This window comes from Sphingobacterium sp. UBA6317 (assembly GCF_002440385.1).
Taxonomy (GTDB): Bacteria; Bacteroidota; Bacteroidia; order Sphingobacteriales; family Sphingobacteriaceae; genus Sphingobacterium; species Sphingobacterium multivorum.
Map to the genome: position 1 here is coordinate 19891 of NZ_DJTD01000044.1, position 14211 is coordinate 34101.

At 39.9% G+C, this 14211-nt stretch carries 7 protein-coding genes; 5 read left to right on the plus strand and 2 right to left on the minus strand.

Features of this window, described 5'->3' with window-relative positions; all coding sequences use genetic code 11:
* The first annotated feature begins 215 nt into the window (after positions 1-215).
* From B3E92_RS14345 to B3E92_RS14360, 4 genes are all read left to right on the plus strand, one after another.
* Complete coding sequence (locus B3E92_RS14345; RefSeq protein WP_286897354.1) at positions 216-1472, plus strand: deoxyribodipyrimidine photo-lyase; 1257 nt, start codon at positions 216-218, stop codon at positions 1470-1472.
* Positions 1473-1653: 181 nt separating this feature from the next.
* Positions 1654-4395, plus strand: coding sequence for a 2-oxoglutarate dehydrogenase E1 component (locus B3E92_RS14350; protein WP_115046707.1), 2742 nt, complete (start codon positions 1654-1656; stop codon positions 4393-4395).
* Positions 4396-4458: 63 nt separating this feature from the next.
* Positions 4459-5700 carry a 2-oxoglutarate dehydrogenase complex dihydrolipoyllysine-residue succinyltransferase gene (odhB, locus tag B3E92_RS14355; RefSeq protein WP_112375525.1) on the plus strand — a complete coding sequence of 414 codons (1242 nt, stop codon included), beginning with the start codon at positions 4459-4461 and terminating at the stop codon, positions 5698-5700.
* A 344-nt stretch (positions 5701-6044) separates the two neighbouring features.
* Positions 6045-7115, plus strand: a complete 1071-nt coding sequence (locus B3E92_RS14360; protein WP_286897357.1) for a hypothetical protein — start codon at positions 6045-6047, stop codon at positions 7113-7115.
* Between the two features lie 11 nt (positions 7116-7126).
* On the opposite strand, the gene B3E92_RS14365 is transcribed toward B3E92_RS14360, so the two are convergent.
* Both B3E92_RS14365 and B3E92_RS14370 read right to left on the minus strand, forming a co-directional pair.
* Entirely contained in the window at positions 7127-9052 is a 1926-nt protein-coding gene (locus tag B3E92_RS14365) for an LTA synthase family protein (RefSeq protein WP_286897359.1), read from the minus strand.
* 4 nt (positions 9053-9056) lie between these two features.
* Entirely contained in the window at positions 9057-10937 is a 1881-nt protein-coding gene (locus B3E92_RS14370; protein ID WP_286897361.1) for an LTA synthase family protein, read from the minus strand.
* A gap of 287 nt (positions 10938-11224) precedes the next feature.
* Between B3E92_RS14370 and B3E92_RS14375 the strand changes: the two genes are divergently transcribed.
* On the plus strand, positions 11225-13861 hold the full coding sequence (locus B3E92_RS14375; RefSeq protein WP_286897363.1) for a valine--tRNA ligase: 2637 nt from the start codon (positions 11225-11227) through the stop codon (positions 13859-13861).
* Positions 13862-14211: the final 350 nt, after the last annotated feature.

A 14211-nucleotide genomic window follows, 5' to 3' on the forward strand; every position in this document is an offset into this window, starting at 1 on the left:
GAACAGAGAAACATCAAATAAGTTTAACACTATTTTTATTTTTTCCTAACCAAAATAGCGTAAACCATCCAAACAAGTACCGCCATTGTCCTTTTTTTGTCAATTCGCGCATAAATACTTTCAAGAACACAATATCCTTATATATTTGTAAATCTTCTGAAAATAGGCTGCACTAAAAAGTATTTATCTTCACCTCTATGGACAAAAGGGCTACAATGATCTGGTTTCGAAATGATTTAAGACTTCATGACAATGAAGTATTTTATCAAGCTTCTGAAAAAAGTTCATTCATCATCCCGGTATACTGTTTTGACCCCCGATATTTCGACCGCAATCAATTTGGCACTTTAAACACAGGTGTTCTGCGAGCGGCCTTTGTCATTGAAGCCGTGACCGCTTTAAAAGAAAAATTAAAGAGTCATGGTAGCGACTTGTTGACTTATATTGGCAAACCTGAAGATATTATCCCAAGAATAGCACAAAAATACCAAGTCAACGAAGTTTATCATCACCGCGAGGTGGCACTTCGGGAAACTTCTATTTCGGAAAAAGTAGAAAGTGAGCTTTGGAGCAGCAAAATAAATTTGCGCCATTTCATCGGTCACACCCTCTACCATAAGGAAGATCTTCCTTTCCCTATTAAAGACATACCCAATGGTTTTTCCATTTTCAAGAAAAAAGTAGAGCGGGAAAGTCTGGTGAGGCAACCCATCCCATTTCCGACCAATTTCCTTACGCCGCCCCATCTTGAGGACACCAAAATTCCTTCATTAAAAGATTTGGGCTATTCAGAAGAGGAGATCAAATCTGTTGATGACATCTATATTCTCGGTGGCGAAGACACTGCGCTTAGTATTATGCATGCGCTATTGTCAACCTTTCCGGAGACAGAACAGGACCCTTTGATTCTAGGGCCTTTTATAGCGTCAGGGGCCTTGTCGCCTATTTTACTCTATAACAATATCAAAAAACTTGGTGAAGGTAAGAAAGACAAACGATTTGAAAAGATTGTCGACATTCTGCTCTGGCGCGATTATTTTAGGTTTATGCTTAAAAAATATCCGAATATATTCTTTAAGCTACAAGGCACTAAAAACAGCTCCCCTCAGGATCATCCGACCTTAGACGGGAATGAAGAATTATTTGAAAAATGGAAATCGGGCCACACGGAACATGATTTTATAAACAGTGTGATGATCCAGCTACAGAAGACCGGCTATATCCCTTATCAAGCACGCTTAATCGCAGCCAGCTATTTAGTTCATGAGTACCAGGTCAACTGGCTTCGTGGCGCTTCCTGGTACGAGGAGCACCTATTAGACTATTCTCCGGCAACTGTTTACGGACAGTGGTCTCATATTGCCGGAGTTGGGACAAGCGAAAAAGACAATAAAGCGCTGGACTGGCAAAAATTGATCAAAACTCATTTCCCAAATGGACTTCCAAAATTGGACGAAATACTTGTTAAATAAATCTTCGGCAGAAATAAATAATTCCAATAGAAAATAAATTTGTAGGACGCTGGAAGCCCTTTTTAAATCATGCTAAAAATGTTAAGAATTGGATAGGTTTATTGATTAAATTATTCAATTTCAGTATTAGAAACTCTTTTTTTATTCATAACTTTGACAAATTTCATAGTTTTAATTGTAAATGGACAATCTGACATATTTGAGTAATGCTGATTCGGCTTATGTCGATGGCTTATATCAATCGTACAAGCAAGATCCCCAATCGGTAGATTTCGGATGGCAAAAATTCTTTGAAGGTTTTGATTTCGGTCAAAATGCTGGCGGAACAACAAGTTCAGTAGGCGAGGCTACTCCCGAGCACGTATTGAAAGAAATCAATGTGCTGAACATGATCAATGGCTACCGCGACCGTGGCCACCTATTCACACACACTAACCCTGTTCGTGAGAGACGTAAATACTATCCTGGAAAGGAATTGGAAACGTTTGGTCTTGCAGAAGCAGACATGAACACCGTTTTTAATGCTGGTGTTGAAGTCGGTTTAGGTCCAGCAACATTGAAAGACATCCGTCAATTGGTGGAGGATACTTACTGCCGTTCTATTGGTGCAGAATTCAAATATATCCGTAATCCAGAAAAAATTAAATGGTTACAGGACCGCATGGAAGCGGATCGCAACATGCCAAAATTTTCGTTGGATACCAAAAAGAGAATTTTAAACAAATTAAACCACGCCGTTGTATTCGAAAACTTTTTAGGCACTAAGTTTTTAGGTCAAAAACGTTTCTCGTTGGAAGGTGCAGAAAGTTTAATCCCAGCATTAGATTCGGTCATTGAAAAAGGTGCAGAAATCGGTATCCAGGAATTCGTTATCGGTATGGCTCACCGTGGCCGTCTGAATGTCTTGACTAATATCATGGGTAAATCTTACAAATCAGTATTCTCTGAATTTGAAGGTAAGACCTACGCTGATGATCCTGAAGTAAACTTTGGTGGTGACGTAAAATACCACTTGGGCTTTTCTTCTGAGGTTAAAACAAACGATGGCAAATCTGTCCATTTAAGTTTGGCACCGAACCCTTCGCATTTAGAAACTGTAGATCCAATCGTTGAAGGCATGGTTCGTTCTAAGATTGACTTCAAATACGAAGGTGACTCGTCTAAAATTGCACCGATCATTATTCATGGTGACGCAGCAATTGCTGGACAAGGTGTGGTATACGAAGTAACCCAAATGTCGAAATTAGATGGTTACAAAACTGGTGGTACGGTACATATTGTGATCAACAACCAGATCGGTTTTACAACGAACTATAAGGATGCGCGTTCTGGAACATATTGTACAGACGTCGCAAAAATCACTTCTTCACCCGTGTTCCATGTGAACGGTGATGACGCTGAAGCGGTAGTTTATGCGATTAATTTAGCTGTTGAATACCGTCAAAAATATAAAACAGACGTATTTATCGATCTATTATGTTATAGAAGATTTGGACACAACGAGGCAGATGAACCGAAATTCACGCAACCATTGTTGTATAAAATCATCGAAAAACATCCAAACCCAAAAGAAGTTTACGCTAAAAAATTAATTACTGAAGGAAGTATTGACGAGGCGTATTCAAAAAATATCGAAAAGGAATTTAAGGCTGAATTGCAAACTAAATTTGAGGAAGCTAAAACAGTTGAGGTATTGACTGAAGAAATTCCGATGTTTAAAGGAGCATGGGAAGGATTACGTCCCGCTAAAAAAGGTGAAGTATTAACAACCTCGGATAAAACGAAAGTTGCAAAGGATTTATTCTTAAAATTAGCGAAAGAAATCACGACCTTACCTTCGGATAAAAAATTCTTCCGTAAGATCACACGTTTATTTGAAGATCGTGCCAAAATGATCACTGCTGATTCATACGATTGGGCAATGGGCGAATTGATGGCTTACGCGACTTTATTGGATCAGGGTAACCGTGTACGTATCTCGGGTCAAGATGTACAACGTGGTACATTCTCGCACCGTCATGCGGTATTGACACTTGAAGATTCGGAAGAGAAATACGTTCCTTTAGCGAATATTAAAGGTGGTGATAAATTCTCTATCTACAATTCATTACTTTCCGAATATGCTGTTTTGGGATTTGAATATGGTTATGCATCTTCTAATCCAAATTCGTTGACAATCTGGGAAGCTCAATTTGGCGATTTCTACAACGGTGCTCAAATCATCGTCGATCAATATTTATCGAGTGCAGAGACAAAATGGAAACGTTCTAACGGTTTAGTGATGATGCTTCCTCATGGTATGGAAGGTCAAGGTCCTGAACACTCTTCAGCGCGTATCGAAAGATTCTTAGAGTTATGTGCAGATGAGAATATGATCTTAGCAAACTGTACTACTCCAGCTAACTATTTCCACCTGTTACGTCGTCAACTGGTACGTGAGTTCCGTAAACCATTGGTTGTATTTACGCCAAAATCATTGTTGCGCCACCCTAAAGTGGTATCACCGTTAAAAGATTTTACAGAAGCTGCTTTCCAAGAGGTAATTGATGATGCAAATGTTGCGGCGAAAGACGTTAAACGCGTGTTATTCTGTTCGGGTAAAGTTTACTACGACCTATTAGAGAAACAAGAGGCGGAAAAACGCAAAGATATCGCTATCGTGAGATTGGAGCAGTTATTCCCAATTCCTACAGAGCAATTGAAAGCAATCCGTAAAAAATACAACAAGGCAAAAGAATTTGTTTGGGTTCAGGAAGAAAATGAGAACATGGGCGCATGGTCTTATTACTGCCGTAAACTAATGGGTACTGAGATTGCATTTACAGGTTTTGTTGCCCGTAAAGAAAGTGGAAGTACGGCTACGGGTTACATGAAACAACACGTTGCACAGCAAGCAGAAATCTTAAATAAATCATTCGAATAAAAACAATTTAAAATCAATTGCGTCTTAGCTATAGGACGCAATTGTCAATAAAGAACATTATATATGAGCTTAGAAATTAAAGTACCAACCGTAGGTGAATCAATCACGGAGGTAACCTTATCACAATGGTTGAAACAAGATGGCGATTATGTGGAGATGGATGAAAACATCGCCGAACTGGAATCAGACAAAGCAACGTTTGAATTACCAGCTGAGAAAGCGGGTATCTTAAGAATCATTGCACAAGAAGGTGATACTTTAGAAATCGGTGCCGTTGTTTGTACAATTGAAGAAGGCGCTGCTCCTGCCGGTGGTTCAGCTCCAGCTGCTGCCCCTGCTGCAGAAGCGTCAAATGCAGCTCCAGTTGCGGCTGCCGCTGCAAAAGATGAAGATCCAGACAGCTATGCTGCTGGTACAGCTTCTCCTGCTGCTGCAAAAATCTTAAGAGAAAAAGGAATTGATCCTGCTACAATAAAAGGAACAGGTAAAGAAGGTCGCATCACAAAAGAAGATGCCGAAAAAGCTCAACCTGTCGCTAAAGCTGCTGCACCAGCAGCAAAACCTGCCGCTGCTCCTGCTGCGACAGTTGCTCCAGTAGCGGGTGCAAGAAACGAACGTCGTGAGAAATTATCTTCATTACGTAAAACAATCGCGAAACGCCTAGTTGCCGTTAAAAATGAAACGGCTATGTTGACAACATTCAATGAAGTCAATATGCAGCCGATCATGGATCTTCGTGCTAAATATAAAGACACCTTTAAAGAGAAATTTGGTATCGGTCTTGGCTTCATGTCATTCTTTACAAAAGCAGTAACAACTGCATTGGCTGAATGGCCTGCCGTAAATGCCCGTATCGAAGATAACGAGATTGTATATTCTGATTTTGCAGACGTTTCAATCGCAGTTTCTGCACCTAAAGGTTTGGTTGTTCCGGTTATCCGTAATGCTGATGCCATGTCATTGGAGCAAATTGAAAAAGCAATTGCTACATTGGCAGGTAAAGCCCGTGACAACAAATTAACGATTGACGAGATGACTGGTGGTACATTTACCATTACCAACGGTGGTGTATTCGGATCAATGATGTCTACGCCGATCATCAATGCTCCACAATCTGCAATCTTGGGTATGCACAACATCATCCAACGTCCTATTGCTGAAAATGGCCAAGTGGTGATCCGTCCAATGATGTACATTGCGCTTTCTTATGATCACCGTATCATCGATGGTCGTGAATCAGTAAGCTTCTTGGTTCGTGTAAAACAATTATTAGAAGATCCAGCTCGTTTATTGTTGGGTGTTTAAACCGCAATAAAATTGGAAATATAAAAAGACCTATGCTTTGCGGCATAGGTCTTTTTCTTTCTCAAAGTGTCTCCTATCCTTGGTCTGGAGGCACCTTCAGTTCGTTTCCATTGCTGTTGGTACCAGCGAAATTATGAAGGTTTTATTTACATCGGAATGAAGCAATATACTTAACGAATATGAATCGGAGATAGACGAATATAAATCACCTTTTTAATTTCTCCCTTTTAATTTTTACTTTCAGCTTGTTAAAGATCAAGGATATCCTAATATGCAAACACCGCTATCATGTAAAGGTCGGTATCCGAATATGGAACTTGATATTAAGCAGACATAACAAGCAAATGAAGTATAAAATTCTAATAACAATTGTATATCTATTACTTGCTGTAATGACCTTGTTTGCCAACATGGCAAATCCAATGAGCCCCCATAGCATAACAGGACAGCTCGTTCCCGCAGGGAAAGTGAGCGTTACCAGCGAACGTATTGACATTCGTCTTTTAACGGACACTTCGGATGATCATGCGGACTATCAAAGCCACTTCAACATTGTTTATAACATCCATGCAGAAGAGGCTATTGAATTGCCGCTGGTATTTCTCGCTTTAAATATGAACGGATTGGATCGCCTCCTTGTCAATCAGAACGAAATTGAAGGAAAAAAGATGGATCAACCCGGTTCAAAATTCCCCTTTTTACGTTTAAAGGATGGCTATTATGAGCTCAGTTACGACAGCGATGAATGGAAGCGTATTTCGCTGAATGATGCCTTTTATTTTACCGCGAAGCTTCACAAAGGTGATAACAGCATTCAGGTTCAATACCGTGCTTATATGGGCTATGACCGACGGGATATTCGGACCAGATACAAAATTGATTATCTCTTATTCCCCTCCAGATACTGGTCGTCCTTTGGCCCGATTGAACTGTATCTGCACCTCGATGGGAAGATGGAGGTACTTACACAAGATCTGGGAACCGCCAAATTACAGACAGATTCCATTGTTCACTGGAGAATTGATCAGGTAGAAAAGAAAGAGCGTTTTCATATTGAAGTTGTCTTAAAAACCTCCTTGTTGGCGAAAGTAATTCTTTGGATAAGTCCAGATGTACTTGCGCTGATCGGATCGTTATTTTTGCTATACCTACATATCCGGTATATTTATCTAAAATACAAAACTGGCAAATACCGATATGCACTCCTGATCGGGAATCTAGTCATTCCAAGCTCTTTCTACTTGTTCATTTGGTTTTGGTCCAGTCTGACCAACTATTTTGTCAATGGAGTCTTTGACGAAAAATCCCGTGGTTTTATCCTGTTGGTCATCTTCACCTTACCCTTGATCTATCTCGTCTATGATTTGGTTTTACTTATTATCGATAGAAGCATTCGCGCTAGATTAAGCAGGTAGAAAACCGGCTGTTATTTTTTATAGGTCAGCTTGTTTTCAATCATACGATTGTTATATTGCTGGATAAAAGCTTTCATCTTGGTTTCCATCGTATCCAATACCGCTGGATGCTGTTTTAACAGGTCCTGTTTCATCAAGCGGTCCTTCTTAAGATCATAAAATGAGGTCACTTTCAGTCCATCATAAGACATCATATAATCTTTATAATAGAGGTTGTAGCTCCCTGAATTATTATTGAGCACAAAATTATCCTTGCCCGGTTTTAAGGCATCTGAACCAAAGGCAAAATAAGGCTCGTCATAGTGCAGATAATTCAACACTGTCGGCATGATATCTATTTGCTGCACCAATTTATCCGCTTTGCCCACCAGATTATCACCAGGTGCATAAAATATAATAGGGATTTCAAATGCTCCTGCAGTGGTTTGATATTCCGGCAGATAGCTTACAGTAGCATGGTCGGCACAGATAACAAATACGGTATTCTTGTACCAGGACATTTTAGAGGCTGTGGCAAAAAATTCGCGTAAGGCATTATCGGTATATCCAATAGGCTCCTGTACGGGCAGAGGTCCCTTAGGGAATTTCCCCTGATACTTTTCAGGCACCTTAAATGGATGATGTGATGATAAAGAGAAGAAACTAGCAAAAAATGGCTGATGAAAGGTATTGATCTTGTTTGCTACAAATTGCAAAAATGGTTCATCCCAGATTCCCCATATCCCGTCGAAATCAGCATCATTGTTATACTCGTTTTTGCCAAAATAATGTTGGATACCTGCCAATTTCATATAGGCAGAGAAGCCCATGCTCCCATTTGGTGCGCCATGAAAAAAAGCAGTCTCATATCCCTTTTTCCCTAAGAGCTTCGCTAAGCTGGTGGTTTCATTTCCAGAATAGATGGAAAGCACAAAAGGCTCACCTATCGAAGGAATGCCCGTAATGACTGACGGTAGCGCATCAATTGATTTACGGCCATTGGCATAAGAATCTGTAAAGGTGTAAGCATTGCGTATCAAGGAATCCAAAAAAGGCGTATAACCTTTGTATTTTCCACCTTGGATATCTTTATTCAATTCTCCAAAATGTTCTTTTGCAAAACTCTCCAAAATCAGAACAACGACATTTTTCTTTGTAAAGGGCAGGTCTGATTGCGGTACATGAATGGGATTGTATAACTGTTCAAGCTCTGTTTCGGAAAAATAATGAACGGGTTTGAGGCTCACGGCCTTTAATGTTTTCAATATACTGAATGGCGTATTGAGCACAATATTCATTTCTTCCGGTGTCTCCACATAATCACCCGCATTGCTCAATGTTATGGGACGTGTGCTATGCGCCCAACCGCCACGCACTCCACCAATAAAAAGGAAGGCTGTCAGTAAAAACAAAGGCAATTGGATCAAAAATGACTTCCAGCTATATCTCGTCGTCCTTTCAATCTGAATAAGTTTATAGGATTTAATCAACCCATAGACAATCAGCACCAATAGTATAATGAGATACCAATAATCCAAACAGAAATCAAAGGTCAGCTTGATCAAGTTAGATTCATTGGAGAACTGGTCAATTACCGTTCCAGTGGTCCTTTTGAGGGTAAATGGGTAGTAGGCAAAATCAATCAAATTTAACGCTATGCCAATTGAATTGGTCACGATGAAGATCCATTTCGCAACATTTTGATAGTGTTTATTTAATTTAAACGGTCCTGGAATAGTCTGCATGACAATATACAGGATATTTAAATAGAGGAGTGCCACAATGTCAAAGCGTACGCCACCGGCAAACATAACCAGAAGCTTACCGGCATCGACATGGGGGAATAAGGAAGCATTTATGCCATAAAAACCCAATCGCAATAGTGCGTAGATGAGCAGAAGAAAGACAAAACGAATTGCGACAGCAAAATAAGGTGCAAATACTCCTTTTAATTTCATAGCCCTAATATTTTAAAAATTCACGGTATACGTCTTGATAGTACGCTTTGGCAATATTCAATAAGCTATCTGTTTTGCCAACCGGATATTCCTTATTGGCTCTATAGTTAATGATCCTTCCAACGTTATCAAATGAAACGGCTTGTTTTGGTGTAATTACACCGAAGGCGTCTTTAGAATTATAGAATGCTATTTGTGGTGTTGTGGGATTAAACAGATCCCGGCTCCAGTGATAATGATCTGTCGGAAGCTTCAATTGTGTCAATAAAGTTGCCGCCAGATCCGTTTGGTTACCAATTCTATTGAATATTTTGCCGCGATATTCAGGTTTGATCACATCGCCGAAAAAGATCAGCGGAATATGAAAGCGATTGGGGTGAAACAGCTCCCATTTTTCTGAAGGAAGGCGATGTCCATGGTCAGCGACAATAACGAAAAGGGTATTTTTATACCAAGCTTCCTTTTGGGCTTTATTAATAAAATCAAAAACAGCTGAATCTGTATAATTTGCCGTACTTCGGAATTTATCTGCATTGGTGGCATTCCCAAATTTATAGCCGTGTTTTAATTCAAATGGTTCGTGATTAATTAAAGTAAAGATCGTCGAAAAGAAAGGTTGTTTTTCTTTTTTAAAATCCTTGATCATCTGATTAAACACGACATGGTCATAGACACCCCATGAGGCACGTTCCGCATCTAAGCCAAAATTGGCATTATCCACCACCCTAGATATCCCGTGTGTCAGCATATACGATTTAAAATTGTAAAACTCGCTCTGGCCACCGTGATAAAATGATGTTTCGTAGCCGGCATGATCGAACTCCTGTCCAATGGCAGGCATATTTTCATGCTTGTCGATATATTTGATAATACTCTCGGGCCCTTGCGCCGGAAAACCGCTCAACACCGCTACCATGCCTTTGTCGGATCGATCAGCTGCAGAATAAATATGGTCAAACAAAATACCACCCTTAATCAATTCTTCCATGTGTGGCGTAATTCCCTTTTCCCCTCCGAGAGACTGAATGAGATCGCCAACAAAGCTTTCCAGCATGATAATAACAACATTTGGACGAGTGGTTGACAGGACCTCAACAGCAGAATCAGGCTGACTTTGAAAGGCGGGCCGTAGCTTGTCCTGAATGTCCTTCTGATCACCATAATAAGTATAGGGATTTTTAAGCTTGGTACTTTTAGCAAAAAAATCCCGCAAAAGCGACCATTGTGTATTGACTGCTGCATGGTTGTAAAATGTTTCCTCGGAATAATAGGCCTTACTGGGGTTTAACGTCGCTCTTCCGTAACCACCACGGATAAACGTGAAAAGTACAAAAACTCCGATCGCCAGTTTGAGAAAATTACTGACAGGAGACTTGAGATTGAAAAAAGAGACTTTTTTAAACATCCAACGGTACAGAAAATAACCGCAGAATATACCGATCAACATCCCAACGATGGGGAGAAACACCGGCGTGGATTCAGCCGAAGCGACGGCACCCGAAGGCGAAGCAAAAAATGCATCTATGGCACGTTTAGAAATCTTGTCGCCCCACTCCCGATAAATATTGACATTGATAAAACTTGTCACAAAGAACAATACCAGGACGATAATGGTATAAATATCGAGGATCAGTCTTTTGGGTTTCAGTTTTGGAAAGAAACTTAATAGGCAATACACCAGAAATGGTAATGCACAGATATAGGAGACTGCAGAAAAATCCAGATTCAGACCATGGTAATAAATCCTGAAAATTTCTGTGAAATTAGAAAAACCTATCTTCTCAAAAAAAGCAATAACAAAAATCAATCTATCTATAAAACAGATAATTAACCAGAACAGAAAATACTGTGTTAAAGCTCTAAGCTCATTAGCAAATCGTTGCATCCCTTCGTGTAAAAATAAAACAGGCAAATTTACATTAATTTACATGAAATACGGGCTAATTACTTAGTAATATGAAGAAAAGATTAAAAAAGTATAAATCTTACGTTATGCTTTACCTAACTGCAATAACCGCCTCTTCTGCTTAGGAGGATCCTCATTAAACGTATTGCTTAGCCATTATTCATAACTTCTTTTTGTTTGAGAACAAGATCAATGGATTACTAAGGAAAATAACATAGAATTCCTTACTTTTGTGTTCCTTAAAAGTTTGAATACAAAAATTTAAAATGAGCATAGCGAAAACTTACAATCCAAAAGAAGCTGAAGAAAAATGGTACAGCTATTGGAAAGCGAATGGATTTTTCCGTTCCACCCCGGACGAACGTGAACCTTACACGATTGTGATGCCCCCTCCGAATGTCACGGGAGTATTGCACATGGGGCATATGCTGAATAATACCATTCAAGACGTTTTGATTCGCCGGGCACGTATGCAGGGGAAAAACGCTTGTTGGGTACCGGGGACCGATCACGCCTCCATTGCCACTGAAGCTAAGGTCGTCGCTATGTTGAAAGAACAAGGAATTGATAAACGATCTTTATCTCGTGAAGATTTCTTAAAACATGCTTGGGAATGGAAGGAAAAATACGGTGGTATTATTCTAAAACAGCTCGAAAAACTTGGCGCTTCCTGTGACTGGGATCGTACACGTTTTACCATGGATCCAGAATTATACCAATCTGTTATCCGTGTATTCGTCGATCTATATCATAAAGGATTAATCTATCGTGGTTACCGCATGGTCAACTGGGATCCTGAAGCAAAAACAAATATCTCAGACGAAGAGGTTATTTATAAAGAGAAAAACGGCAAATTATACCACTTGAAATATCAGGTTGAGGGAACAGATCAATACATTGTTGTGGCGACTACCCGTCCTGAAACCATCTTTGGTGACACAGCCGTGTGTATCAATCCCAATGATGAACGCTATACCTGGTTAAAAGGAAAGCAAGTCATTGTGCCGATCGTTGGCAGAAAGGTGAACATCATCGAAGATGAATATGTCGATTTGGAGTTTGGTACTGGATGCCTTAAAGTTACTCCAGCACACGATGTGAACGACTATGCACTAGGTAAAAAGCACAACCTGGAATTTGTCGACATCTTTACCGACGAAGCAAAACTAAACGACAATGGCCTGCATTACGCAGGTATGGATCGTTTTAAAGTACGTAAAGAAATCGAGAAAGAGCTTGAGGAAAAAGGGTTATTGGAGCAAGTTGAAAACTATACCAATAATGTTGGAACTTCAGAGCGAACAGGTGCTGTTATAGAGCCAAAAATCTCCAATCAATGGTTCCTAAAGATGGAAGATCTTGCAAAACCGGCATTGGATAATGTGATGAATGATACCATTAAATTTCATCCGACAAAATTCAAAAATATCTACCGCAACTGGATGGAGAATGTTACCGATTGGAACATTTCAAGACAATTGTGGTGGGGACATCAGATACCGGCGTATTTCTATGGCGACGGAAACGAAGACTTTGTGGTTGCACAAACGGTTGAAGAGGCCCTTGTTCTAGCGCAAGAAAAATCAGGTAATACAGCGCTTCAATTGACCGATCTACGTCAAGATGAGGATGTGCTTGATACTTGGTTTTCAGCTTGGCTATGGCCAATTTCAGTTTTCAATGGCATCAACGAACCAGAAAATGCAGAAATTAATTACTATTACCCTACGCAAGATTTAGTCACTGCTCCGGATATTATCTTCTTTTGGGTAGCACGTATGATCGTTTCGGGCTATGAATTCCGTGGACAATTGCCTTTTGAAAATGTTTATTTCACAGGTATTGTACGGGACAAACTGGGCCGCAAAATGTCTAAATCACTGGGCAACTCTCCCGATCCGATAGATTTGATGAACGAATATGGTGCAGATGCAACGCGGATGGGCATGTTATTGACTGCTCCAGCAGGTAACGACCTTCCTTTTGATGTAGAACTTTGTGTACAGGGCCGTAATTTTGCCAATAAAATCTGGAATGCCTTCCGCTTGGTTAAAGGTTGGGAAATTACTGCTACTCCGGCTTCAGATTCAGATAAGATTTCAGCATCTTGGTTTGAGGCAAGGTTAAATCAAGCCTTGGTCGATATCGAAGAAAACTTCAAACACTATCGTTTATCAGATGCATTGATGACAACCTACAAATTGGTATGGGATGACTTCTGTGCTTGGTACCTTGAATTAGTGAAACCGGCTTATGGCTCCCCTATTTCTAGTGAAACCTTAGAGACAGTAAAATCTTTTTTCCAACGTATACTCACTTTAGTACACCCTTTCATGCCTTTCTTGACAGAAGAATTGTGGCACGACGAACTGTTCGGTGTGAAAGACGAGAAAGATTGCATTATCGCCGCCGCTTATCCGACAGCAACTGATTTTGATGAGCAGCTTATCAAAGATTTCGCTGTCGCTCAGCAAATTATTTCGGAAGTTCGCAATATCCGCAATTCTAAAGGTATCTCCCCTAAAGTAGCATTGCCATTGGCTATCAATCAACAATCAGATATCAATTTAGCACAATATATTGACATCATTACCAAAATTGCAAACTTGGAAGGCGTAACTTTTGTTTCTGAGAAAGTAGCCGGAGCCGCAAGTTTCCTTGCTGGCAAAGACGAATGTTATGTTACTTTGGAGAACAATATTGATGCGGATGCTGAACGTGAACGTATTGCCAAAGAATTGGAATACCTAAAAGGTTTCCTTGTATCTGTAGACAAAAAGCTTTCCAATGAGCGGTTTGTGCAAAATGCTAAACCTGAAATTGTTGAAAACGAAAAAAGTAAAAAGGCAGATGCCGAAGCAAAGATTAAAATTCTTGAAGAAAGCTTAATAGCATTGGGCTAAGACCTATGCAATAGAGCTAATAAATTTTGTAAAAAGTCCCGTGCGCTGCGCGGGACTTTTTTTATGTTTCAAGATGATCAAATTCGGAGATCCTTCGGTGCTTCTTCGGTGCTTGTTCGGTACTTCTTCGGAGCTTATTCGGTCGCAACCGAATAAGCTCCGTCCTATATCCGTATCATTTACGTTAAATAATCGTGTAAATGATGAAGTCGGTTCCTAGATTTTACACACCGAAAATCCGGTTTCTGCAAAATGCTAAACAGGCGGTTCAAGAGAATTTCGGTTGGCCATTCACAGGTAATATATATGTTAAGGATGCACGATATAAACTTGTAAAGTAAAAATGCAAC

Bases quoted from the DNA above. Each gene is read 5' to 3' on its own strand.
- B3E92_RS14345 (WP_286897354.1), top strand. From the start codon at position 216: ATGATCTGGTTTCGAAATGATTTAAGACTTCATGACAATGAAGTATTT.
- B3E92_RS14350 (WP_115046707.1), top strand. From the start codon at position 1,654: ATGGACAATCTGACATATTTGAGTAATGCTGATTCGGCTTATGTCGAT.
- odhB (WP_112375525.1), top strand. From the start codon at position 4,459: ATGAGCTTAGAAATTAAAGTACCAACCGTAGGTGAATCAATCACGGAG.
- B3E92_RS14360 (WP_286897357.1), top strand. From the start codon at position 6,045: ATGAAGTATAAAATTCTAATAACAATTGTATATCTATTACTTGCTGTA.
- B3E92_RS14365 (WP_286897359.1), bottom strand. From the start codon at position 9,052: ATGAAATTAAAAGGAGTATTTGCACCTTATTTTGCTGTCGCAATTCGT.
- B3E92_RS14370 (WP_286897361.1), bottom strand. From the start codon at position 10,937: ATGCAACGATTTGCTAATGAGCTTAGAGCTTTAACACAGTATTTTCTG.
- B3E92_RS14375 (WP_286897363.1), top strand. From the start codon at position 11,225: ATGAGCATAGCGAAAACTTACAATCCAAAAGAAGCTGAAGAAAAATGG.